The sequence below is a fragment of the Streptomyces sp. NBC_00094 genome, assembly GCF_026343125.1.
Lineage (GTDB): Bacteria > Actinomycetota > Actinomycetes > Streptomycetales > Streptomycetaceae > Streptomyces.
Map to the genome: position 1 here is coordinate 5,516,271 of NZ_JAPEMB010000001.1, position 23,172 is coordinate 5,539,442.

Annotated in this window: 19 protein-coding genes, 1 tRNA gene and 1 pseudogene; 19 read left to right on the forward strand and 2 right to left on the reverse strand. The window is 70.5% G+C overall.

Annotated features, from left to right (window positions below; translation table 11 throughout):
* The first annotated feature begins 136 nt into the window (after positions 1–136).
* The 5 genes from OG580_RS24650 to OG580_RS24670 all read left to right on the forward strand — a co-directional run bounded on the left by OG580_RS24650 (position 137) and on the right by OG580_RS24670 (position 6,613).
* Positions 137–2,200 (forward strand): BTAD domain-containing putative transcriptional regulator, encoded by a 2,064-nt coding sequence (locus OG580_RS24650; RefSeq protein WP_267045844.1) that lies wholly within the window; start codon positions 137–139, stop codon positions 2,198–2,200.
* Between the two features lie 219 nt (positions 2,201–2,419).
* On the forward strand, positions 2,420–3,772 hold the full coding sequence (locus tag OG580_RS24655; RefSeq protein ID WP_267045845.1) for an iron-containing redox enzyme family protein: 1,353 nt from the start codon (positions 2,420–2,422) through the stop codon (positions 3,770–3,772).
* The gene (locus tag OG580_RS24660) at positions 3,769–4,146 is read left to right on the forward strand and encodes a Rieske (2Fe-2S) protein (RefSeq protein WP_267045846.1); all 378 of its coding nucleotides are present in this window, start codon (positions 3,769–3,771) and stop codon (positions 4,144–4,146) included. The genes OG580_RS24655 and OG580_RS24660 overlap by 4 nt, the downstream gene beginning before the upstream one ends.
* A complete protein-coding gene (locus OG580_RS24665) occupies positions 4,143–5,255 on the forward strand; it encodes a 50S ribosomal protein L11 methyltransferase (protein WP_267045847.1) in 1,113 nt (370 codons plus the stop codon). Before OG580_RS24660 ends, OG580_RS24665 begins: the two co-directional genes overlap by 4 nt.
* A complete protein-coding gene (locus OG580_RS24670; RefSeq protein WP_267045848.1) occupies positions 5,255–6,613 on the forward strand; it encodes an APC family permease in 1,359 nt (452 codons plus the stop codon). Before OG580_RS24665 ends, OG580_RS24670 begins: the two co-directional genes overlap by 1 nt.
* 55 nt (positions 6,614–6,668) lie before the next feature.
* On the opposite strand, the gene OG580_RS24675 is transcribed toward OG580_RS24670, so the two are convergent.
* A complete protein-coding gene (locus OG580_RS24675) occupies positions 6,669–7,670 on the reverse strand; it encodes a pentapeptide repeat-containing protein (protein WP_267045849.1) in 1,002 nt (333 codons plus the stop codon).
* Positions 7,671–7,940: 270 nt separating this feature from the next.
* Here OG580_RS24675 and OG580_RS24680 point away from each other — a divergent pair, with 270 nt between their 5' ends.
* The 3 genes and pseudogenes from OG580_RS24680 to OG580_RS24690 all read left to right on the forward strand — a co-directional run bounded on the left by OG580_RS24680 (position 7,941) and on the right by OG580_RS24690 (position 9,620).
* A complete protein-coding gene (locus tag OG580_RS24680; protein WP_267045850.1) occupies positions 7,941–8,363 on the forward strand; it encodes a hypothetical protein in 423 nt (140 codons plus the stop codon).
* Between the two features lie 90 nt (positions 8,364–8,453).
* Positions 8,454–8,690: a DUF2283 domain-containing protein gene (locus OG580_RS24685; RefSeq protein WP_267045851.1), complete on the forward strand. Its 237-nt coding sequence runs from the start codon at positions 8,454–8,456 to the stop codon at positions 8,688–8,690.
* A gap of 4 nt (positions 8,691–8,694) precedes the next feature.
* Positions 8,695–9,620 (forward strand): annotated as a pseudogene (locus tag OG580_RS24690) (IS5 family transposase).
* 240 nt (positions 9,621–9,860) lie between these two features.
* Here OG580_RS24690 and OG580_RS24695 read toward each other — a convergent pair.
* A tRNA-Arg gene (locus OG580_RS24695) sits at positions 9,861–9,932 on the reverse strand.
* Positions 9,933–10,101: 169 nt separating this feature from the next.
* On the opposite strand from OG580_RS24695, the gene OG580_RS24700 reads away from it, so the two are divergent.
* The 11 genes from OG580_RS24700 (at position 10,102) to prmC (ending at position 23,147) form a co-directional block, all read left to right on the forward strand.
* The gene (locus OG580_RS24700) at positions 10,102–10,587 is read left to right on the forward strand and encodes a response regulator (protein ID WP_267048112.1); all 486 of its coding nucleotides are present in this window, start codon (positions 10,102–10,104) and stop codon (positions 10,585–10,587) included.
* 81 nt (positions 10,588–10,668) lie between these two features.
* Positions 10,669–11,718, forward strand: a complete 1,050-nt coding sequence (gene nrtL, locus OG580_RS24705; RefSeq protein WP_267045852.1) for an ArgS-related anticodon-binding protein NrtL — start codon at positions 10,669–10,671, stop codon at positions 11,716–11,718.
* 18 nt (positions 11,719–11,736) lie between these two features.
* On the forward strand, positions 11,737–13,128 hold the full coding sequence (gene lysA / locus OG580_RS24710; RefSeq protein ID WP_267045853.1) for a diaminopimelate decarboxylase: 1,392 nt from the start codon (positions 11,737–11,739) through the stop codon (positions 13,126–13,128).
* A gap of 135 nt (positions 13,129–13,263) precedes the next feature.
* The gene (locus OG580_RS24715) at positions 13,264–14,556 is read left to right on the forward strand and encodes a homoserine dehydrogenase (protein WP_267045854.1); all 1,293 of its coding nucleotides are present in this window, start codon (positions 13,264–13,266) and stop codon (positions 14,554–14,556) included.
* 7 nt (positions 14,557–14,563) lie between these two features.
* Positions 14,564–15,634, forward strand: a complete 1,071-nt coding sequence (thrC, locus tag OG580_RS24720) for a threonine synthase (RefSeq protein WP_267045855.1) — start codon at positions 14,564–14,566, stop codon at positions 15,632–15,634.
* Positions 15,635–15,917: 283 nt separating this feature from the next.
* Positions 15,918–16,835, forward strand: a complete 918-nt coding sequence (gene thrB / locus OG580_RS24725; RefSeq protein ID WP_267045856.1) for a homoserine kinase — start codon at positions 15,918–15,920, stop codon at positions 16,833–16,835.
* Positions 16,836–17,229: 394 nt separating this feature from the next.
* A complete protein-coding gene (gene rho, locus OG580_RS24730; protein ID WP_267045857.1) occupies positions 17,230–19,344 on the forward strand; it encodes a transcription termination factor Rho in 2,115 nt (704 codons plus the stop codon).
* Positions 19,345–19,549: 205 nt separating this feature from the next.
* Positions 19,550–20,647: an LCP family protein gene (locus OG580_RS24735; protein WP_267045858.1), complete on the forward strand. Its 1,098-nt coding sequence runs from the start codon at positions 19,550–19,552 to the stop codon at positions 20,645–20,647.
* Positions 20,648–20,825: 178 nt separating this feature from the next.
* Positions 20,826–21,047, forward strand: a complete 222-nt coding sequence (gene rpmE, locus OG580_RS24740) for a 50S ribosomal protein L31 (protein ID WP_030210647.1) — start codon at positions 20,826–20,828, stop codon at positions 21,045–21,047.
* 97 nt (positions 21,048–21,144) lie between these two features.
* Positions 21,145–22,221: a peptide chain release factor 1 gene (gene prfA / locus OG580_RS24745; RefSeq protein WP_267045859.1), complete on the forward strand. Its 1,077-nt coding sequence runs from the start codon at positions 21,145–21,147 to the stop codon at positions 22,219–22,221.
* An 80-nt stretch (positions 22,222–22,301) separates the two neighbouring features.
* Complete coding sequence (gene prmC, locus OG580_RS24750; protein WP_267045860.1) at positions 22,302–23,147, forward strand: peptide chain release factor N(5)-glutamine methyltransferase; 846 nt, start codon at positions 22,302–22,304, stop codon at positions 23,145–23,147.
* Positions 23,148–23,172: the final 25 nt, after the last annotated feature.

Sequence of the window (23,172 nt, forward strand, 5' to 3'; positions counted from 1 at the left end):
GCAGTCGTGCGTCACAAGGAGTGTCCGAGGTCATCGGCCGTCCCGGAGGCGTCCGGGAACGCGCACGGACTCCGCCGCCTGAACCACCGGTCACCGTTCTCTCCGTCGTCGACGCCCGGTCCTGGAGTGATGGCGCATGTCCGAACCGAAGCACCGCCTTGCCCTGCACCTGCTCGGCCCCCTCCGCGTCTGGCGGGGCGACCGGGAACTCGCCGTGGGACCGCCCAAACAACGGGCCGTCCTCGCTCTCCTCGCCGGCCGGCGAGGAGCCGTGGTCAGCCGCGCCCAGATCGTGGACGCGCTCTGGGGCACCGACGCCCCGGCCTCGGCCGCCAACGCCGTGCACACCTACGTCGCCGCACTGCGCCGGACCCTCGAACCGGACCGCGGCAGCCGCGAGTCCGGCGTCTTCATCGTCTCCCGCACCGGCGGCTACGAGCTGCGCGTGCCTGCCGACGCCGTGGACTCCGCCGTCTTCGTCCGCCGCTACGAGGAGGCGCGCCACCTGGTGTCGACCGGCGAGACCGCGGCCGCCTTCGAGCGCTTCGAGTCGGCGCTCGGTCTGTGGCGCGACGAGGCGCTCAGCGGCATCCCCGGCCCGTACGCGGCCCTCGAACGCACCCGGCTGCGCGAGATGCGGTTCGCGGCGACCGAGGGCTGGATCGCCGGGCTGATCGCCGCCGACCGCCTCGACGCGGCCGTCGTCGCCTCCTCCGAGGCCATCGCCCAGGAGCCGTTGCGCGAACGGCTGCGCCACCTCCACATGCTGGCCCTGTCCCGGTGCGGCCGACAGGCCCACGCCATCCAGGCGTACGACGAGACACGGACCCTGCTCCGGGAGGAACTCGGCATCGACCCCGGGCGGGAACTGCGGGAACTGTACGAGCGGATACTGGTGGGCGAGGTCCCCGCCGAACGCCGGCGCCGGACGACGACACCCCCCGCGAACCCCTCGCCCCGGCTGTCCCGGCCCGCGCCCCTCCGGCCCGCGCCCCTCCGTACCGCCCCGCACCGGATCACCCGGCTCCGCGCGGCCTCTCCGGAGATCTCGACGTCCCGACGTAACGCCCGCTCCGCAAGCGGCGGTTCACCGCTGAATCAGCTCCCCGCCACACCCCGAGTCTTCATCGGCCGGGAAGCGGAACTCCAGCAGGCCAGACAGAAGCTCGACCAGGACATCTCCCTGTACGGGAGTACGGCCCCGATCCTCACCGTCGACGGACCCGCCGGCGTCGGCAAGACCGCGTTCGCGCTGGAACTCTCCCACGAATACGCGGACATGTTCCCCGACGGCCAGCTGTACGTCGATCTCCGGGGTACGGGCGAGACCGGCCCCCGCTCCGCCTGCGACGCACTCGCCCGCCTCCTCCAGGGAGTCGGCGTCGCACACGACCGGCTGCCCCACGACCTCGAAGGACGCGCCACCCTCTACCGCACCCTGATGCGCGGCCGACGCATGCTCCTCCTCCTCGACGACGCGGCCGACGCCGACCAGCTGCGCCCGCTCGTCCCGCCCGGCCCCTCGGTCGTGATCGTCACCAGCCGCCGCCTCCAGCGCGGACTCGTCGCCCGCGAGGGCGCCCAACGCGTCGGACTGCGCCCGCTGAACCGGGGGGCCGCCGCCGACCTCTTCGTCGCTCTCCTCGGTCCCGAGCGCTGCGCCGGACAACGGGCCACGGTGGAGCGGCTCGCCGAGTACTGCGGGCGGCTCCCGCTGAGCGTCCGGATCGCCGCAGGGACCATGGCCGCCGACCCGTACCTGTGCCCGCGGGACCTGGCGGACCGGTACGAGGACCCGCGCACCCGGCTCGACCACCTCAGCGTCGAGGGCGACGGCGAGGCCAGCGTGCGCCACGCGCTGGAGGCGAGCTACCTCTCCCTCACCTCCGAGGCGGCCCGACTCTTCCGGGCCCTCGGCAGGACCGGGGCCGGGACGGTCGGGCCCGTGGACGCGGCCGCCCACACGGGCGGCGACGCGGCGGCCGCCCGGCGAAGGCTCGACGCCCTGGCCGACGTGGGGCTGCTCGAACGCAGCGGTTCCGACGCGTACCGCTTCGACGAACTCGTCGGCATCTACGCGTCCGAACGCGCGGCCGCCACCGACCGGACCACCGCCCGCTCGACGCTTCTGCTGACCCCGATCCACGGCGAGGGCGTCCAGGACTACTACTGCCGCCCGGAAGTCCTGGCCAGACACTAGGGGGTGTCTTGCCGATCAGGCCGGGGGGGAGCCCTTTCGATCGGTCCGGGCACCCCCAGGTGCTGGAAGAACCCCACCTCCGGGGCCCCGGAGCCTGAAGAACCCGGGCGCCGAAGTACGTGGACCAGACACTTTTCAGTTCTTCTTCAGTGCCCCCTGCGCACAATCGCCTGCGTCACCACGCCTGTCGCTGTGGAGCAACGGAGGGGCACGACCACGATGACCACGAGCACCAGCCCGGAAAGCGCCTTCGGCAACCTGACCGAGGAGAGCGTCCGGTACAGCCGTTCCTCGCAGTTCCGCTCGACCAGCGAACTGTTCATCAGGGACAACCCGTACCACCGCCCCATGAACCCCGAGCGCATCGCCGGGATCGACTGGAGCACACCCCTCGTCGAGGAGACCTTCGCCTCCGACCGGAGCCTGCTCGCGAACCGTCTCCTGATGAACGTCTACGAGAGCGACGCGCTGTTCCTGCCCGCCGCGGGACTGCGCAAGTTCGAGGACGACTTCAACGCCTTCTACCACTCCGACAGCCGGCTCGCCGGCGAGCGGATCCGCCCCCAAGCGGAACGATTCGCCTTCGGTTTCCTGGAGGACTCCGTCGGCGTCTCCGGACAGTGGGACGAGGACACCCTCCGCGCCCACCTGCGCCGCTCCGTCGACCTGGCCAACAGCCCCGGCTCCCGCCCCGTCTTCGACGCGATCCGCTCCGCGAAGTCGCCCAGGACCGCCGCGGGCACCCAGATCGTGCAGATGGCACTCGACGGCCTGACCGAGGCCACCGCCATGTCGCAGAACCTGGGCGGCGCCTTCGGGCCGGAGCAGAGCGAGCTCTTCAAGATCTTCGTCGACGAGTTCGGCTACGGGGTCTTCCCGGCCAAGCACAGCACGCTCTTCATGGAGCTCTGTTCCAGCGTCGACATGGCGACGACCTCGCACCACTACTGGTTCTTCTACCTGCCCAGCTCGATCGCGATCAACAACTACTTCTACTGGGCGACCCGCAACCGCACCGGCTTCTTCCGCTACATCGGCGCCATGGCCTTCCTCGAGGCCACGTTCGCCTCCTGGTTCGGCGACCTCACCAAGGTCTTCCGCGACGTGTACGGCAAGGACGTCGACACCCGGTACTGCGACGAGCACGCCCACATCGACCAGCACCACGGCCGGATGGCCATCGACGATCTGCTCATCCCGCTCGCCCGCAAGCACGGCCCCGTCGCCGTCAAGGGCCTGCTCCAGGGCGTCGAGGAGATCCAGCTGCTCGACCGCCTCGCGGGCGCCGACCTGCTCTCCCAGCTCACCTGGGACCCGGCGCTCTCCGACGCCCCCGCCGAAGGACCCGCCGGCGAGGTCGTGGAGCTCGACAGCGACAGCCCCTTCGACACCCAGGTCGCCCCGGTCGCCACCCGCCTCCACGTCCTCGGCGGCGAGGCCCTGCTGTACACCTCCGCCACCGGCGACCCGCTGCGCGTGCCCCAGGGCACGTCCGTCCTCGTCCCGGCCGGCCGGCTCTACGGCGTACGGGCCGAGTCCCGCACCCAGCTCGCCACCGGACCGGAAGCGTGAGCGCCCGCACGAAGGGGGCGGCCGCCGCCCCCGCGCAGCCCCGCACCCGGGCGGAGTTCGACCGCACCGAGCACAACGCGCTCGTCGCCGGCGACGAGATCTACTTCGTCATGGAACGCGACAACGCCCTCCACGTCCTGAGCAGCCGGTGCCCCCACCGGGGGGGCCCGCTCCACCTCGGCGACGTCGAGGACGGAAGGCTCGTCTGCCCCTGGCACGGCGGCTCGTTCCCCGTCGCCCGGCTCTGCGACCGCTCCCACCCCTCCGTACGCGTCGGGAACACCGTCACCGTGTACCTCCCGGCCGGAGACGTACCCCCCGTCCCCGTCCACACCATGGTCCGAGCGTCCGAAGCGGGAGCGAACGCGGCATGAAACTCACCACCACACAGGACGCCCCGATCGATCTCCTCGCCCCCCGCAGCCCGGCGCGCGCCGCCGACCCCTGCCGGACGCTGCTCGCGCTCGGCGAGGAGGCCATGGCGCAGCGGCAGTACGAGCGTGCCTACGACCTGTTCAGCTCCGCGGCCGGCTGCGACGCGAGCGATGCCGGCGGGGAGCGCTACCGCCGCGAGATCAACCGCGCGGTCCGTGCCCTCGTCCCCCGCTGGCACTTCGGCATGATGAACGACGTCGAGCGCAACCAGGCCTACGCCAAGGCGATCCAACAGGTGGTCGGTGAGGGGCAGCTGGTGCTCGACATCGGCACCGGCGGCGGCCTCCTCGCGCTGCTCGCGGCCCGCTCGGGCGCCGAACGGGTCGTCACCGTCGAGGCCGTCGACGTCGTCGCCGCGACCGCCCGCGAGATCGTCGGCAAGAACGGGTACGCGGACGTCGTCAACGTCGTCTCCGGCTTCTCCACCGACCTGCGCGTCGGCGTGGACCTGCCGCGCCGGGCCGACGTCCTGGTCACCGAGATCTTCGACTGCGCGCTGCTCGGCGAGTTCGCCGTACCCGCCCTGAAGCACGCCCGGCGGGAACTCCTCACGCCCGACGCGGTCGTCCTGCCCCGCTCGGGCCGCCTCTTCGCGCAGTTCGTGGAGAGCCCCGAGCTGCACTCGCTCAACCACGTCGGCGAGGTCGAGGGCTTCGACTTCAGCCCCTTCGCCTCACTCACCTCGCTCGAGTACTTCTCCACCACCCTCACCAACTACCGCCACCGCCCGCTCACCGACCCGGTGGAGGTCTTCCGCTTCGACTTCGCCGAGGACATCGAACCGGCCGCGCAGCAGTTCGAGATCACCCCGGTGGAGAGCGGCGCCGCGCACGCCGTCGTGATGTGGTTCGAGCTCGACCTCGCCGAGGGCATCACCCTCTCCAACAGTCCTTCGGACAGCGGCTCCCACTGGAAACAAGCCATTCAGACCCTTCCGGAGCCCTGGCGGCTCAAGAAGGACTCCCCTCACCGGTTCCGTGCCGCGCATGATGGCCAGCGCGTGCTGGTCGGGCCCGCGAGCAAGGTCCCACACACCCAGGTGAGGTAATGGCAGTCACGAATGAGGGACACACGTCCGAGGAGCACAAGCCGGGCGCCGGTCCGACCGGCTCCCCGGAGAACAGTTCGGAAACGGCGAGTTCGGAGCTGCACAAGACCCTGACCGTCCCCAAGGGCGTCGGTGTCGCGACCGGAATGATCATAGGCAGCGGACTCCTCGTCCTGCCGGGCCTCGCCTACGACCAGGTCGGCCCCAGCGCCGTGTACGCCTGGCTGGCGGCGGCCGTCGTGGTCCTTCCGCTTCTCGTCGTCTTCGCACGGCTCGGGGCCCGCTATCCGACCGCCGGCGGCGTCCAGGGCTTCGCCCAGGCCGCGTTCGGCGCACCCGGCTCCACGGCCGCGTCGGTCATCCTCATCGGCGCCTGCGCGTTCGGCGGGGCGGCGATGGCGATCAGCGGCGGCAACTACGTCGCCGCGCTCCTCGGCAACGCGGGCGCCGGCGGCTGGGTGGCCCTCGGCTACCTGGTGGTCATCGGCCTGCTCCAGGCCGCCGGCTCCCGACTGGCCGGCGGCATCCAGTCCGCGGTCACCATCGGCCTGCTGCTGCTCCTCGCCCTGGTCGCCTTCGCCCCGGCGATGGTCGACTCGGGCTCCCTGCACGGCGAGTTGGCACCGCCGACCGAGTGGCTGACCGCACTGCCCGCCGTGGGCCTGGTGTTCTTCGCGTACACCGGCTGGGAACTGGTCGCCTCGACCGCCGAGGAGTACCGCAACCCGAAGCGGGACTTCCCCCTCGTCATCGGCATCACCTTCGTCATCGTCGTCGCGCTCTACCTGGGCATCTCCCTCGCCGTGCAGCTCGTCGTCGCGCCCGACGACCCGCTGCTCTCCGAGGCGCCCGTGGTCGCCGTACTGGAGCAGGTCCTCGGCGACGCCAGCGGCCGGATCGCGGCCGCCCTCGGTGCGGCGATCATCTTCGCCACGCTGATGGGCGGCACCTGGGCGACCTCCCGGATCGTCTTCGCCACCGCCCGCGACGGCCTGCTGCCGTCCACCCTGGCCAAGGTCGACGCCCGCTCCGGCGCGCCCCGGCCCGCCGTACTGCTGGCGGTGCTCATGTTCGGCGGGGTGGTGCTCGTCCACGCGCTGGACCTGATCAGCCTGACGATGGTCTTCCAGCTGTCGACGGTGAACTTCGTCATCGGTTACGCGATCTCGGTACTCAGCTACGCCAAGCTGTACACGCGCCCCGCACAACGACTCCTGGCCCTGGTGGCCGGAGCCCCGGTCCTGGTCATGCTGGCCGGCTTCGGCTGGGTACTCCTGTACCCGACGGCCCTCCTGGCCTTCGCGGTCCTGGTCCACACGACCAGACGGCGACGGGCGGAAGCGGAATCGAACGTCTGACGCCAAGGACACACGGAAGGGCCGGGCACTCGCCCGGCCCTTCCGCACGCGGGTGTCACGGGGGCGGCGGCGACATTCCACGCACCCCGTCCAACTCGGCTCCGTCGAACCGCGCTCCGGCGACCTTGGCACCGGTGAGGTCCGCGTTCGTGAGGTCCGCACCACTCAGATCGGCGCCGGTCAGATCGGCATGGGCCAGATCGGCGTCGGTCAAGTCGGCCCCCCTCAGGATCGCCTCCGAAAGATAGACACCCTTCAGATTCGCCCCACTCAGCGCCGCGCCGACAAGCGTCGCGCAGCCGTGCCGAGGCTCACTCGCACTCTCGACGCACAACTCCGTCGTGCGGAGATCCGCGCGGGTGAGGTCCGCGCCGGTCAGGTTCGCGCGGATCAGATGCGCTCCGGCAAGGTCGGCGCACTCGTGAGAGGGCTCTTCGTCGAGGATGGCGGCGCAGAACCGGGCATTCGTGAGGTCGGCGTCGTACATGTCGGCGTCGCTGAGGTTGGTGCTCCACAGGTACGCCCTCGCCAGCTTCGCCTCGGTCAGCCACGAGGACTGGAAGTCCACGTTGAACAGGGTCGCGCCACTGAGATCCGCTCCGCCCAGGTCCGCCCATCCGAAGTCCGCCCCCTCCAGGTGCAGCCCACGCAGGTCGGTGCCGCTCAGGTCGATCTGCACGGCCTGGTCGCGATCGGAGCGGCGGTCGCCCAGCAGCGTCACGATCGCCTGGATGTCGGCACTCGGCGAGGGTTCCTCATCACCTACGGAAGGTGGCTTCTCCGCGACCGGGGCATGCTCGCGCGCGTACGCGGAGAGGACCGAGATGACCGTGGGCTGGTCGTCGGCGGAGTCGTGCATGATCCGCCCCAGCGCATAGATCCCACCAAGACGCGTGTCCAAGGACGACGACCCCAGATGCTCGATCGCGGCACTGAACCGGCCGGTGATCTGCCCCCGCTCGGCAATGGCCAGTTCCTTGTTGGTCTGCGCGACCTGCATCCACGTGAACAACAGAGCGAGCAGCGCGGCCAGCCCCGGCAGGCTCGCGGCGATCAACCCCCAGGGAGCCCGCCCGCGCCCGGAACCCCCACCCGCCTCAGGCCCCGGTCCAGGACGCTGCCCCCGTCGCGTACCGCGCCGCTGCACGATCCGACGAAGCCGCTCGGTGCCCTGGTTCCACCTCACCTATCCCATGGCATCCCGAAAGAAAGAAGCCCGCCACTCACGACGTCACACACCGTACGGGTGGTCGAGCGAGGGGGCTTGTCAGTGCGATCGCCTACGCTGCGCTTCCGATGGGACGGTTCGAAGGGGGAGGAGAGACGGATGGGCGGCAACGCGTGGACGCAGACGGGCCCGTACCAGCCTGATCTGGCGGCTGCGTTCCGGCAGGCCAGGGAAGAGGAGCTTGCGCGGGACGACAACGGCTTCGAAGGGCGATCCATCGAGGAGCTGTGGCGGGACCCTGCATGGCACGAGTACATCTTCACCGGTGGCACGGCCACCGTGCTGGACTTCCCCCGCATGATCGATGCCACGGACACGGACGACGGTCCGTTCATGCGTCCGCTGACCGATGACGAGGTGCGCGTCTGGTCTCCCGCCGGCCAACCCACCTACGAGGAATGGGACGAGGCTCTCGACTCAGGGCGGTTGGACTTCCCCGACCGCGCCCAGGGCAACTGCACCGTGCTCTATCGCGACGGCGAGCCCGCTCAGATCGGCTACTGGGGAGTGACTGCCGACTAGGCACTGTCCTGGCGATCTTCGATTTCAGTACGCTTTCGATGAAGCCGGGGTCTGACGCCCCAGGCAGGCGGACGGCGGGGAGGGCCAGCGGTGCGGGTCGAATACGACGCCTCGGTAGATATGGCGTACATCTACCTCGTCGACAGGATCGCCCCAGGAGAGGCTGTCCGACAGGTACCTGCCGAGGACAACACGGCGATACTCGACTATGACTCGGACGGACGACTGCTGGGCATCGAACTGTTCAGCGCCAGACGCCGGCTGCACCCCGATCTGATGAGCGCTGCCGAGAGGATCGACCGCGAGCCGAGTCCGCCGACCGAATGAGTCGTTGCCAGGGCTATGGGGGAGCAGGGGTGATCTGACAGATGCCCAATGGGAACGGCTTGAGCCGCTTCTGCCTGTGAGTAATCGCCGTTGTGGCAGGTGGCGCGACCATCGGCAGATGATCAACGGGGTGTCGTATCGCATCCGGACCGGTGTGCAGTGGCGGGATCTGCCGGATCGGTACGGGCCGTGGAAGACAGTCCACGAAAGACATCGTCGCTGGTCGGCGGACGGCACCTGGGAACAGCTATTGCAGCGGATCCAAGCCGAGGCGGACGCGGTCGGTGACATCGACTGGGACATCTCCGTCGACTCCACGACGGTGCGCGCGCACCACCATGCCGCCGGGGCCCGCAACACTCCGCCACCCCTCAAAAGGGGCTCCGCGCAAGTGGTCAGGACCGCTCGGATCTGGGCCGAGCTGATCGACCTGCTGGCGGAGGTGGCGCGGGTGGTGAAGCGCTCGGCCGCTCGCGTGGAGGCTTCACCACCAAGCTTCACCTGAGTGCGGACGGCCACTGCCGAGTGCTGTCGCTGGTCATCACGCCTGGCCAGCGTGCCGACTGTACCCAGTTCAAGTCGGTCATGGACAAGATCCGCGTTCCTCGACTGATCACCGGACGGCCTCGCACGAAGCCCGACAGTGTCAGCGCGGACAAGGGCTACAGCAACCGCCAGACACGACGCCACCTGCGCAAACGGTCGATCCGGCACGTCATCCCAGAGAAGGCTGACCAGGCGGCCCACCGTGTCAGACGCGGCAGCTCCGGCGGCAGGGCACCCGGCTTCGACAAAGAGCGCTACAAGAAACGCAACACCGTTGAGCGAGCGATTAACCGGCTGAAGAACTTCCGCGCGGTCGCGACTCGGTATGACAAACGCGCCTACATCTTCCTCGGCACGGTCACCACCGCGGCTCTTGCGGTCTGACTCCGCTCATGATCGCCAGGACAGTGCCTAGGGGTGGGGCACCCCACGCGAGGCCCCTGGGGACCCGTCCCGGGCCTTTCCGCCTTCTCACCCGCGGCTTCGCCCCACGACCCAGGCTGCGAACAGTCCGCGGCCCCCCGTCATACGGCCTCCCATCCCGGCACCCGCCTGCACATACAACAAGACCCCGCACTCAGCGTTTCCGCTGATCACGGGGTCTGTGTGGCACTTCCTGCGAAGTGCCCCCGGCAGGATTCGAACCTGCGCACACGGCTCCGGAGGCCGTTGCTCTATCCCCTGAGCTACGGGGGCGTCCGCCGCGTTCGGCGGCGACGGGTTGAACACTACCAGCTCGTGGGGCGTGCCTGTGAACAGGTATTTCCATGGCGTCACCAGGGGCTGGGTCCCCCGCACGGGTCGGAAGTGGGCAAAACCCGGACGCAGCCCCTCGGGGCGTCCTACTCTCGTTCGTGTGTCAGGCATGTCCGGTCGGGTGCTCGTTGTCGATGACAACAAGGTGATCCGGCAGTTGATCAGGGTCAATCTCGAACTCGAGGGGTTCGAGGTCGTGACCGCGGCCGATGGTGCCGAGTGTCTGGATGTCGTACATCAGGTCTGTCCTGATGTCGTCACCCTCGATGTCGTCATGCCCCGCTTGGACGGGATCAAGACGGCCGAGCGGCTGCGGGCCGACCCGCGGACCAGGGATCTGCCGGTGGCGATCATCAGTGCCTGCGGCGAACACGAGGTGGTCGGCGGGGTCGGTGCCGGGATCGGTGCCGGTGTCGACGCCTTCCTCGCCAAGCCTTTCGAGCCCGCCGAGCTCGTACGCGTCGTGCGTCAGTTGATGCACCGCGAGCGGCGGGAGCGCCGGGAGGCCACCGGGCAGGACGGGGGAGAGGAACCACCCGCAGCCGAGGGGTTGCCGGAAATCCGACGTGCCGGGAGCGCGCCGGGCGCCCTCTGAGGAGGATGCCGCCGGGGCCGTGGTGCCCGCATGGCGAAACCGGTTCGCGTTCGGACCCCCCTCCTCCCCTAGGCTTGTCCCGTGACCCCCGCGGACCTCTCCCTCACCGTGCTGCACGCCGTGCGCCGTGCGGTCGACGACGGTGCGCTGCGGGTCGAGGTACCCCCGCGGATCAAGGTCGAGCGGGCCCGCCCCGGCGGTACCGGGGAGTACGCCAGCAACGTGGCCCTCACCCTCGCCCGGTCCGCCGGGCGCAGCGCGCGCGAAGTCGCCGGGATCATCGAAGAACGCCTCCGTGACGCGCCCGGGCTCCGCGGCGTCGAGATCACCGGGCCCGGGTTCCTGAACTTCACCCTCCGGAGCGATGCGGGAAGCGAGCTCGTCCGGGCCGTCCTCGCCGCCGGACCCGCGTACGGGCACGGCACCGCCCTCGCCGGGACCACCGTCCGCTTCGCCGAGGTGACGGAGCCGCGCGCCGTGATCGTCGCCGAGACCGTGGTGGGGCTGCTGCGTTCGCAGGGCGCGGAGGCCGGCCGCCTCGGTGGCGACGACCCGCTGGGCGAGCGCAAGGGCGACCGGCCGGGCCGGCGCATCGGCGAGCGTATGGGCGAGCGCATCGGCGACTCACTGGGCGAGCGGATCCACGTACGGCCCGGGGCCTACGACGTCGAGGCCCTCGGTGTCGACGCCGCGCGCTGGTCCCTGCTGCGGGCCGCGCCGCACGACCGGCCCCTCGACGGGCCGCCGCTCCTCGCCCAGCACGAGCGCAACTCCCTCTTCCGGGTGCGGTACGCGTACTCCCGGGTGCGCAGGCTCCTCGTCAACGGGGAGCAGCTCCGGATCACTCCCTCGTACGAGACGTCCGTCGACGCACACGAACTCCTCGGCGCTCTCGGCGACCACCCCACCGTCCTGCTCGCTGCCGCCCGCCACCGGGCCCCCGACCGGGTCGCCCGGCACCTGGAAGCCACCGCCGACGCGCTGCTCGCGTTCCAGCACACCGTTCTGCCGCTCGGTGACGAGAAACCCTCGGCCGCCCATCGTTCCCGGCTGGCGCTCGCCGAAGCCGCCGGGACGGTGCTCGCCGGTGGCCTCTCCGTGCTCGGCATCAGCGCACCCGACCGGATCTGAAAGAGTAGAAGAACAGACATGAGTCGTTCCGCCCACCCCGCAGGGCCCCGCCACGCAGACGTCCTCACCGAGGGCCACTACACCGCCCCGCCCGCCGACCTCAATGCCCTCGACCCCAAGGTCTGGGCGCGGACCGTCACGCGGGACGAGCAGGGCGTCGCCACCGTCGGAGGCCTGAGCGTCACCGACCTCGCCGAGGAGTTCGGCACCCCGGCCTACTTCCTCGACGAGAGCGACTTCCGCGCCCGCTGCCGCGCCTGGGCCGAGGCCTTCGGCGAGGACGCCGACGTGTTCTACGCGGGCAAGGCGTTCCTCTCCCGGGCCGTCGTGCGGTGGCTCAAGGAGGAGGGGCTGAACCTCGACGTCTGCTCCGGTGGCGAGCTCACCACCGCGCTCTCGGCCGGGATGCCCGCCGAGCGCATCGCCTTCCACGGCAACAACAAGAGCGAGGACGAGATCCGCACGGCCGTCGAGGCCGGAGTCGGGCGCATCGTCCTCGACTCCTTCCAGGAGATCGTCCGCGTCGCCCACATCGCCCAGTCGCTCGGCAGGCGCCAGCGCGTGCAGATCCGCGTGACCGTCGGCGTCGAGGCCCACACCCACGAGTTCATCGCCACCGCGCACGAGGACCAGAAGTTCGGCATCGCGCTGGCCGGCGGGCAGGCCGCCGAGGCCGTCCGGCGGGCCCTCAAGCTCGACGGTCTCGAACTCATCGGGATCCACTCGCACATCGGCTCCCAGATCTTCGACATGGCCGGCTTCGAGGTCTCCGCCCGCCGCGTCGTGCAGCTGCTCGCCGAGGTGCGTGACGAGCACGGGGTCGAGCTGCCCGAGATCGACCTGGGCGGCGGCCTCGGCATCGCGTACACCTCCGAGGACGACCCGCGCGAGCCGCACGAGATCGCCAAGGCGCTCGGCGAGATCGTGACGAGGGAGTGCGAGGCCGCCGGTCTCGCCACGCCGCGCATCTCCGTCGAGCCGGGCCGCGCCATCGTCGGGCCGACCGCCTTCACGCTCTACCGGGTCGGCACCATCAAGCCCCTCGAAGGGCTGCGGACGTACGTGAGCGTCGACGGCGGCATGTCGGACAACATCCGCACCGCCCTCTACGACGCCGAGTACAGCGTCAGCCTCGTCTCGCGGACCAGCGACGCCGAGCCGATGCTCTCGCGGGTCGTCGGCAAGCACTGCGAGAGCGGTGACATCGTCGTACGGGACGCCTTCCTGCCGTCCGACCTGGCGCCCGGCGACCTCATCGCCGTCCCGGCCACCGGCGCGTACTGCCGCTCCATGGCCAGCAACTACAACCACGCTCTCCGGCCGCCCGTCGTCGCCGTGCGCGACGGCGAGGCCCGGGTGATCGTCCGGCGTGAGACGGAGGAAGATCTCCTGCGCCTCGACGTCGGATGATGAAATAGTCGAGCAATAGCCAAGTGATGAAATAGATGTCTCAGGATCCGGACAAGGGGCGGAAACGCCCGTCCGGTGAGTGAGACTGGTTCCCACCGTAGAAATACGAAGCAGAAGTACGAGAAACGAGGTCGGATGATGCGTACGCGTCCGCTGAAGGTGGCGCTGCTGGGCTGCGGAGTGGTCGGCTCAGAGGTGGCGCGCATCATGACGACGCACGCCGACGACCTCGCCGCGCGCATCGGCGCGCCGGTCGAGCTCGCCGGCGTGGCCGTCCGCCGCCCGGACAAGGTCCGCGGCGGTGTCCCGGCCGAGCTGATCACCACCGACGCGACCGCCCTCGTCAAACGCGGCGACATCGACGTCGTCGTCGAGGTCATCGGCGGGATCGAGCCGGCCCGCACCCTCATCACCACCGCGTTCGAGCACGGCGCCTCCGTGGTCTCCGCGAACAAGGCGCTCCTCGCCCAGGACGGCGCGACGCTCTACGCCGCCGCCGAGCAGCACGGGCAGGACCTGTACTACGAGGCCGCGGTCGCCGGGGCCATCCCCCTCATCCGGCCGCTGCGCGAGTCCCTCGCCGGCGACAAGATCAACCGCGTGATGGGCATCGTCAACGGCACGACGAACTTCATCCTCGACAAGATGGACAGCTCGGGCGCCGGCTACTCCGAGGCGCTCGACGAGGCCACCGCCCTCGGGTACGCGGAGGCCGACCCGACCGCCGACGTCGAGGGCTTCGACGCCGCCGCCAAGGCCGCCATCCTCGCCGGGATCGCCTTCCACACGCGTGTGCGTCTCGACGACGTCTACCGCGAGGGCATGACCGAGGTCACCGCCGCCGACTTCGCCTCGGCGAAGCAGATGGGCTGTACCGTCAAGCTCCTCGCCATCTGCGAGCGGGCCGCCGACGGCGAGTCCGTCACCGCGCGCGTGCATCCGGCGATGATCCCGCTGAGCCACCCGCTCGCCTCCGTCCGCGAGGCGTACAACGCGGTCTTCGTCGAGGCCGAGGCCGCCGGGCAGCTCATGTTCTACGGCCCCGGCGCCGGCGGTGCGCCGACCGCCTCGGCCGTCCTCGGCGACCTCGTCGCCGTGTGCCGCAACAAGCTCAACGAGGCCAACGGCCCCGGTGAGTCCGCGTACACCCAGCTGCCCGTGAGCCCCATGGGCGACGTGGTGACGCGGTACCACATCAGCCTCGACGTGGCCGACAAGCCGGGCGTCCTCGCCCAGGTCGCGACGGTCTTCGCCGAGCACGGGGTGTCGATCGACACCGTCCGCCAGCAGGGAAAGGACGGCGAGGCCTCTCTCGTCGTCGTCACCCACCGCGCGCCCGACGCCGCCCTCTCCGGGACCGTCGACGCGCTGCGGAAGCTCGACACCGTGCGCGGTGTCGCCAGCATCATGCGTGTTGAAGGGGAGTAAAGGACCCATGACCAGCAAGGGCACCCACCAGTGGCGCGGCATCATCGAGGAGTACCGGGACCGCCTTCCGGTCACGGACACGACGCCGGTCGTCACGCTCCGTGAGGGCGGTACGCCGCTCGTCCCCGCTCAGGTCCTCTCCGAGCGCACGGGCTGCGAGGTGCACCTCAAGGTCGAGGGCGCCAACCCCACCGGCTCCTTCAAGGACCGGGGCATGACCATGGCCATCTCCAAGGCCAAGGAGGAGGGCGCGCAGGCCGTCATCTGCGCGTCCACCGGCAACACCTCCGCCTCGGCCGCGGCGTACGCGGTACGGGCCGGCATGGTGTCGGCCGTCCTCGTGCCCCAGGGCAAGATCGCGCTCGGCAAGATGGGCCAGGCCCTCGTGCACGGCGCGAAGATCCTCCAGGTCGACGGCAACTTCGACGACTGCCTGACGCTGGCCCGCAGCCTCTCCGAGAACTACCCGGTGGCGCTGGTCAATTCGGTCAACCCGGTCCGCATCGAGGGCCAGAAGACCGCCGCGTTCGAGATCGTGGACATGCTGGGCGACGCCCCCGACATCCACGTGCTGCCCGTGGGCAACGCCGGCAACATCACGGCGTACTGGAAGGGGTACTCCGAGTACGCCGCCGACGCCATGTCCACGCACCGGCCGCGCATGTGGGGCTTCCAGGCCTCCGGTTCGGCGCCGCTCGTGCGCGGCGAGGTCGTCAAGGACCCGTCGACGATCGCCACCGCGATCCGTATCGGCAACCCGGCCTCGTGGGACTACGCGATCGCCGCGCGCGACGAGTCGGGCGGCTTCATCGACGAGGTGACGGACCGTGAGATCCTGCGCGCCTACCGCCTGTTGGCCGCGCAGGAGGGTGTCTTCGTCGAGCCCGCATCGGCCGCCTCGGTCGCCGGTCTGCTGAAGGCCGCCGAGCAGGGCAAGGTCGACCCGGGCCAGACGATCGTCTGCACCGTCACGGGCAACGGCCTGAAGGACCCCGACTGGGCCGTCGCCGGCGCGCCGCAGCCGGTCACCGTCCCGGTCGACGCCGCGGCCGCCGCCGAGCGTCTCGGTCTGGCCTGATCCCACCCCCTGCGCGGGGTGAAGCACTGATCGAAACCCGATCAGGAACGTACATAGGCGCACAGGTTGGCTCGCGACACGCATCGTGCGCCTCCTGTGCGCCCTATGTCGCCACAGAACCTTCCTTCGATAGGCTGTACCGAACCCGCCCCGACGCATATGCGCGGTGTCGTTGCCGTTGTCGCCTTCGTGGCCGAAACGGCCCCCGGGTCCCCGAGTACCTCCCAAGCCATACCTGTTGTGTGAACCACCCGTTGTCGCAATCAAGGAGAGTCATCGAGCGATGGCCGGTCCAGCGTTCCGCGCCGCCGCCGTACGGGTGCGCGTCCCCGCCACCAGCGCCAATCTCGGCCCGGGCTTCGATGCCTTCGGCCTGTCGCTGGGCCTCTACGACGACGTCGTCGTCCGCGTAGCCGACTCGGGGCTGCACGTCGACATCGCCGGCGAAGGGGCGGAGACCCTCCCGCGCGACGAGAGCCACCTGCTCGTACGTTCCCTGCGCACGGCCTTCGACCTGCTCGGCGGACAGCCGCGCGGCCTCGAGGTCGTCTGCGCCAACCGCATCCCGCACGGCCGCGGCCTCGGCTCCTCCTCCGCCGCCATCTGCGCCGGCATCGTCGCCGCCCGCGCCGTGACCATAGGCGGGGACGCGAAGCTCGACGACGCGGCCCTGCTCGAACTCGCCACCGAGATCGAGGGGCACCCCGACAACGTCGCCGCCTGTCTGCTCGGCGGCTTCACCCTCGCGTGGACCGAGTCCGGTGCCGCGCGGGCGATCAGGATGGATCCCTCGGATTCCATCGTTCCGGTGGTTTTCGTTCCCGGAAAGCCCGTACTGACCGAGACCGCCCGCGGCCTGCTGCCGCGCACCGTCCCGCACGTGGACGCCGCGGCCAACGCCGGGCGCGCCGCCCTCCTCGTCGAGGCCCTGACCCGTCGCCCCGAGCTGCTGCTCGCGGCCACCGAGGACCGGCTGCACCAGGAGTACCGGGCCCCCGCGATGCCCGAGAGCATCGCCCTTGTGAACCGACTGCGCGCGGACGGCGTCCCCGCGGTCATCTCCGGCGCGGGCCCCACGGTGCTCGCGCTGGCCGAACACGGGACGGCCGACAAGGTCGCCCGACTGGCGGGCGAGGGCTGGGCCGCCAACCGGCTCGACCTCGACGCGTCCGGAGCGAGCGTGCTGCCGCTGGCGCCCTAGGGGCGCGGCGGCGGGGGCGCCGGGCAGCGCCCCCGCACCGTGCTCCGGACACGAGATTGCCGGTGAGGGAGAGGGGGAATGTTTGTTGGAGCCGGTAGTGTTAACCTCAAGTCAGCATCTGGCGCCTTTGTGGCGCGGTGCTGAGTGTCCCCATCAGGGACCACCGATTCTTCCGGGAGCCTCCTCAACTGCCTGAGCAGCCTGCCTGAGCAGTTTTGAGCACGCACCGGAACCGGCGCGACACCCCTCGCTTTTTCCTGTGAGGGCCGAGCAGGGGGCCTCGGGCCGGACCCACAGCACGTTTCTCTCTCCGCCGTACCCGGCGGGACCACCGCCCCGGACACGGTCCACAAGCCAGGACCCTGCCGGACAGCACAACCGGTCGCCGAGCCAGATGGCCGACGTCCGCTCCAGGGAAGGACCCTTCGTGAGCGACACCACCGATCTGATGGGCGTGACTGCCGACAACAGTGTCGACACCGCCGCGCCCGCCGCAGGTGCTGCCACCGGCGGCACCGCACGGCGCCGCCGCTCCGGCACCGGCCTCGACGGCATGGTCCTGGCCGAGCTGCAGCAGGTCGCGTCCGGCCTCGGCATCAGGGGCACTGCGCGGATGCGCAAGAGCCAGCTGATCGAGGTCATCAAGGAGGCGCAGGCCGGCGGTGGATCCGCCGCCCCCGCCAAGGCCGCCGACGCCGCCGAGACCAAGCCGAAGCGCCGCGCCACCTCCAAGGCCCGTACGGGCGAGACCGCTGCCGAGGCCGCCGCGCCCAAGGTCGAGAAGGCCGAGAAGGCCGTCGCCCAGCAGCAGATCGACATCCCGGGCCAGCCCGCCAGTGACGACCAGCCGGCCGGTGAGCGCCGTCGCCGTCGTGCCACCGCCCCCGCCGGTTCGCCGGAGGGCGAGGTCAAGGCCGAGGCCGCCCAGGTCGTCAAGACCGAGGCCCGTACCGAGGCCAAGACCGACACGCAGACCGACGCCAAGGCCGAGGCGGCCGTCGACGGCGCCGAGGGCCGCGGCCGCCGTGACCGCGGCGAGCGGGGCGAGCGCGGGGAGCGCGGCGACCGCCGTGACCGCCGTGACCGTCAGCGCGACCGCGCCAAGGGCGACGAGCAGCAGGGCGGTGGCCAGGGCGGCCAGCGTCAGCGCCAGGGCGGCCAGGGCCAGGGCCAGGGTCAGCAGAGCCAGGGTCAGAGCCAGAGCCAGGGCCAGAGCCAGAGCCAGCAGGGCGGCCCGCAGGTCGGTCCGCAGGACGACTACGACGACGAGGCGGGTGGCCGTCGTGGCCGTCGCGGTCGCTACCGCGACCGTCGTGGCCGTCGTGGCCGTGACGACTTCCAGGCCGGCGAGCCGCAGGTCTCCGACGACGACGTCCTGATCCCCGTCGCGGGCATCCTGGACATCCTCGACAACTACGCGTTCATCCGGACCTCCGGCTACCTGCCCGGTCCGAACGACGTGTACGTCTCCCTCGCCCAGGTCCGCAAGAACGGCCTGCGCAAGGGTGACCACGTCACCGGCGCCGTGCGCCAGCCGAAGGACGGCGAGCGCCGCGAGAAGTTCAACGCGCTGGTCCGCCTCGACTCCGCCAACGGCATGGCCGCCGACTCCGGCCGCGGCCGCCCGGAGTTCAACAAGCTGACCCCGCTCTACCCGCAGGACCGGCTCCGTCTGGAGACCGACCCGGGCGTGCTGACCACGCGGATCATCGACCTCGTGTCGCCGATCGGCAAGGGCCAGCGCGGTCTGATCGTGGCCCCGCCGAAGACCGGCAAGACCATGATCATGCAGGCGATCGCCAACGCGATCACGCACAACAACCCCGAGTGCCACCTGATGGTCGTCCTGGTCGACGAGCGTCCGGAAGAGGTCACCGACATGCAGCGGTCGGTCAAGGGCGAGGTCATCTCCTCGACCTTCGACCGTCCGGCCGAGGACCACACCACCGTCGCCGAGCTGGCCATCGAGCGCGCCAAGCGTCTCGTGGAGCTGGGTCACGACGTGGTCGTCCTGCTCGACTCGATCACCCGCCTGGGCCGCGCGTACAACCTCGCGGCGCCGGCCTCCGGCCGCATCCTGTCCGGTGGTGTCGACTCGACCGCGCTCTACCCGCCGAAGCGCTTCTTCGGTGCCGCGCGCAACATCGAGGACGGCGGCTCGCTGACCATCCTCGCCACGGCGCTCGTCGACACCGGTTCGCGCATGGACGAGGTGATCTTCGAGGAGTTCAAGGGCACCGGCAACATGGAGCTCAAGCTCGACCGGAAGCTCGCCGACAAGCGCATCTTCCCGGCGGTGGACGTCGACGCGTCCGGCACCCGTAAGGAAGAGATCCTGCTCGGCGCCGACGAGCTCGCCGTCACCTGGAAGCTGCGTCGCGTGCTGCACGCGCTCGACCAGCAGCAGGCGATCGAGCTGCTTCTCGACAAGATGAAGCAGACGAAGTCGAACGGTGAGTTCCTGCTGCAGATCCAGAAGACGACGCCTGGCGGCAAGAACGACGACTGACGTGTGACCTCCGTCATGCGACGGTCACACGACGAGGGTGAGGCTTCGGTCTCGTAACCTGGTCGTGACCTGCGGAAACCACTGCGCCCACCGTGCTCGCACGGTGGGCGCAGTGTGTTGCTCACCGAAACCTCACAGGTCCGTATGCAACCCTTTTGGGTGCTTCGCCGTCACACATGGTGAACCGAGGGCCCGAGGGATGACGATGACCGAGCAGAACAACAGCGGCCGAATAAGCGGCGCGGGACGCGGCCGCCGCCGCAAGCCGCCCACCAAGCGCAGCCGCCGCCTGACGATCCTCCTGTCGGGGGCCGTGGCGGTGCTCGTCCTGGGCGGGGCCGGTCTGGGGTACGTGTACGTCAAGCTCGACGGCAACATCAAGGGCGTCGACATCAACGCGCAGCTCGGCGCCGAGCGCCCCGACGACGTCGACAACGGCTCCATGGACATCCTGGTCCTCGGCTCCGACTCCCGCTCCGGCGACAACGCCGAGTACGGCGAGGACGAGGGCGGCGCCCGCTCCGACACCGCGATGGTCGTCCACGTCTACGAGGGCCACAAGAAGGCAAGCGTCGTCTCCATACCGCGCGACACCCTCGTCGACCGCCCGCAGTGCGCCGACGGCAAGGGCACCTCTGTCGCCGGCGAGACGCGGGCCATGTTCAACACCGCGTACGAGGTCGGCGGCCCGGCCTGCGCCGTCAAGACCGTCGAGGCGATGTCCGGCATCCGCATGGACCACTACATCGAGGTCGACTTCACCGGCTTCAAGAAGCTCATCGACGAACTCGGCGGCGTGGAGATCACCACCACCCAGGCCATCAAGGACACCAAGAGTCACCTCGACCTCGCCCCGGGCACCCACACCCTCGACGGCGAGCAGTCCCTCGGCCTGGTCCGCACGCGCAAGAGCGTCGGCGACGGCAGCGACCTCGGCCGCATCCAGCTCCAGCAGGCCTTCATGAAGGCCTTCATCGACCAGGTCAAGGACATCGGCGTCCTCACCAACCCGACGAAGCTCCTCGACCTCGCCGACGCGGCCACCAAGGCCATCACCCCGGACTCCGAACTCGACTCCGTCCAGGAGCTGATGGGCTTCGCCCAGGGCCTCTCCGGCATCAGCCCGCAGAACGCCCACATGATCACGCTGCCGGTCGAGTACGACCCCGCCGACCCCAACCGCGTCATCCCGCTGGAGGCCCAGTCCCAGCAGGTCTGGACGGCCCTCAAGGCGGACGCCCCGATCCCCGCGTCGGCCACGCTGGACGCCGCCACCGGCAAGGCCGAGGGTGTCGTGAAATAGCCCCCCGTGGGAGGCGGTCCCGGCCGGGTCCGCCCCGCGAGTCGCTCAGGAATACTTTCGGCCCGACCCCGGTTTGGGCAGATGCGGCCAGTCCTGGCAGACTGGTACGTCGGCCCCGGTTCACGTCTGTCGCAATCCGCGGCGGCGACCCGGCGCCCTCCCGAAACTAGGAGACACCTTGAAGCGCGAAATTCACCCCGAGTACGTCGAGACCCAGGTCAGCTGCACCTGTGGCGCGTCGTTCACCACTCGTAGCACCCTGACCGAGGGCACCATCCGTGCCGAGGTCTGCTCCGAGTGCCACCCGTTCTACACGGGCAAGCAGAAGATCCTCGACACCGGCGGCCGCGTGGCCCGCTTCGAGGCCCGCTTCGGCAAGGCCGGCTCCGCCGCGAAGTAGCGAGCCCCTGCGCCGGTCCACGGTCGCCCCGCGCGGGTGGCCGGGACCGGCGCTTTGCCGTCCCCGTAGCAACTGACGAAAACCCCAGGAGCCCCCGATGTTCGAGGCGGTCGAGGAACTGGTCGGCGAACACGCCGATCTCGAGACGAAGCTCGCGGACCCTTCGGTCCACGCCGATCAGGCGAACGCGCGCAAGCTGAACAAGCGCTACGCCGAGCTGACCCCGATCGTCGCCACCTACCGCTCCTGGAAGCAGACCGGTGACGACATCGAGACCGCCCGTGAGTTCGCGCACGACGACCCCGACTTCGCCGCCGAGCTCAAGCTGCTGGACAAGCAGCGGGAGGAGCTCACCGACAAGCTCCGGCTCCTGCTCGTCCCGCGCGACCCCAGCGACGACAAGGACGTCATCCTGGAGATCAAGGCGGGCGCCGGCGGTGACGAGTCCGCCCTCTTCGCGGGCGACCTGCTCCGCATGTACCTCCGGTACGCCGAGCGCGTCGGCTGGAAGACCGAGATCATCGACGCCACCGAGTCCGAGCTGGGCGGCTACAAGGACGTCCAGGTCGCGGTGAAGACCAAGGGCGGCAACGGCGCCACCGAGCCCGGCCAGGGCGTCTGGGCGCGCCTCAAGTACGAGGGCGGCGTCCACCGCGTGCAGCGCGTGCCCGCCACCGAGTCGCAGGGCCGCATCCACACCTCCGCCGCCGGCGTGCTCGTCACGCCCGAGGCCGAGGAGGTCGAGGTCGAGATCGTCGCCAACGACCTGCGCATCGACGTCTACCGCTCGTCGGGCCCCGGCGGCCAGTCGGTCAACACCACCGACTCCGCCGTCCGCATCACCCACCTGCCGACCGGCATCGTCGCCTCCTGCCAGAACGAGAAGAGCCAGCTCCAGAACAAGGAGCAGGCCATGCGTATCCTGCGCTCCCGGCTGCTCGCCGCCGCGCAGGAGGAGGCCGAGTCCAAGGCCGCCGACGCCCGTCGCAGCCAGGTCCGCACGGTCGACCGGTCCGAGAAGATCCGGACGTACAACTTCCCGGAGAACCGCATCTCGGACCACCGCGTCGGTTTCAAGGCGTACAACTTGGACCAGGTGCTCGACGGCGATCTGGACGCCATGATCCAGGCGTGCGTCGACGCCGACTCGGCCGCCAAGCTCGCCGCGGCGTAAGACGGGTCGGTCTGACGCCGCGGCGTGAGACCGGTCGGTCGAAGTTCCGTAAGCCCCACCCCGCACCACGGAGGACCAGCGTGAACCTGCTGCTTGCCGAGGTGGCCCAGGCCACCCAGCGGCTGGCCGACGCCGGCGTTCCCTCACCGCGTTTCGACGCGGAGGAGCTCGCCGCGTTCGTGCACGGCGTCAAGCGGGGGGAGCTGCACAACGTCAAGGACGCGGACTTCGACGCCCGCTACTGGGAGACGATCGCCCGCCGCGAGGCCCGCGAACCGCTCCAGCACATCACCGGACGGGCGTTCTTCCGCTACCTGGAGCTCCAGGTGGGCCCCGGCGTCTTCGTGCCCCGCCCGGAGACCGAGTCGGTCGTCGGCTGGGCCATAGACGCCGTACGCGCGATGGACGTCGTCGAACCGCTCATCGTCGACCTCTGCACCGGCTCCGGCGCCATCGCCCTCGCCATGGCGCAGGAGGTGCCGCGCTCGCGCGTGCACGCCGTGGAGCTCTCCGACAACGCCCTCGTGTGGACCAGGAAGAACGCCGAGGGCTCCCGCGTCACCGTCCACCAGGGCAACGCGCTGACCGCCCTGCCGGAGCTGGACGGCCAGGTCGACCTGGTCATCTCCAACCCGCCGTACATCCCGCTCACCGAGTGGGAGTACGTGGCGCCCGAGGCCCGTGACCACGACCCGGAGATGGCCCTCTTCTCCGGCGAGGACGGCCTCGACACCATCCGCGGCATCGAGCGCACCGCTCACCGTCTGCTGCGCCCCGGCGGCCTCGTCGTCATCGAGCACGCGGACACCCAGGGCGGGCAGGTGCCGTGGATCTTCAACGAAGAGGCCGGCTGGGCCGACGCCGCCGACCACCCGGACCTGAACAACCGGCCGCGCTTCGCGACCGCCCGCAAGGCAATGCCATGACGAACCACGCGTACGAGGAGGCCGG

What these genes read in the sequence shown, in the direction of transcription:
- OG580_RS24665 (WP_267045847.1), top strand. Translation starts at nt 4,143, where the DNA reads ATGAAACTCACCACCACACAGGACGCCCCGATCGATCTCCTCGCCCCC.
- OG580_RS24650 (WP_267045844.1), top strand. Translation starts at nt 137, where the DNA reads ATGTCCGAACCGAAGCACCGCCTTGCCCTGCACCTGCTCGGCCCCCTC.
- rho (WP_267045857.1), top strand. Translation starts at nt 17,230, where the DNA reads ATGGCCGACGTCCGCTCCAGGGAAGGACCCTTCGTGAGCGACACCACC.
- OG580_RS24735 (WP_267045858.1), top strand. Translation starts at nt 19,550, where the DNA reads ATGACCGAGCAGAACAACAGCGGCCGAATAAGCGGCGCGGGACGCGGC.
- prfA (WP_267045859.1), top strand. Translation starts at nt 21,145, where the DNA reads ATGTTCGAGGCGGTCGAGGAACTGGTCGGCGAACACGCCGATCTCGAG.
- lysA (WP_267045853.1), top strand. Translation starts at nt 11,737, where the DNA reads ATGAGTCGTTCCGCCCACCCCGCAGGGCCCCGCCACGCAGACGTCCTC.
- OG580_RS24670 (WP_267045848.1), top strand. Translation starts at nt 5,255, where the DNA reads ATGGCAGTCACGAATGAGGGACACACGTCCGAGGAGCACAAGCCGGGC.
- OG580_RS24680 (WP_267045850.1), top strand. Translation starts at nt 7,941, where the DNA reads ATGGGCGGCAACGCGTGGACGCAGACGGGCCCGTACCAGCCTGATCTG.
- OG580_RS24655 (WP_267045845.1), top strand. Translation starts at nt 2,420, where the DNA reads ATGACCACGAGCACCAGCCCGGAAAGCGCCTTCGGCAACCTGACCGAG.
- thrC (WP_267045855.1), top strand. Translation starts at nt 14,564, where the DNA reads ATGACCAGCAAGGGCACCCACCAGTGGCGCGGCATCATCGAGGAGTAC.
- thrB (WP_267045856.1), top strand. Translation starts at nt 15,918, where the DNA reads ATGGCCGGTCCAGCGTTCCGCGCCGCCGCCGTACGGGTGCGCGTCCCC.
- OG580_RS24715 (WP_267045854.1), top strand. Translation starts at nt 13,264, where the DNA reads ATGATGCGTACGCGTCCGCTGAAGGTGGCGCTGCTGGGCTGCGGAGTG.
- OG580_RS24700 (WP_267048112.1), top strand. Translation starts at nt 10,102, where the DNA reads ATGTCCGGTCGGGTGCTCGTTGTCGATGACAACAAGGTGATCCGGCAG.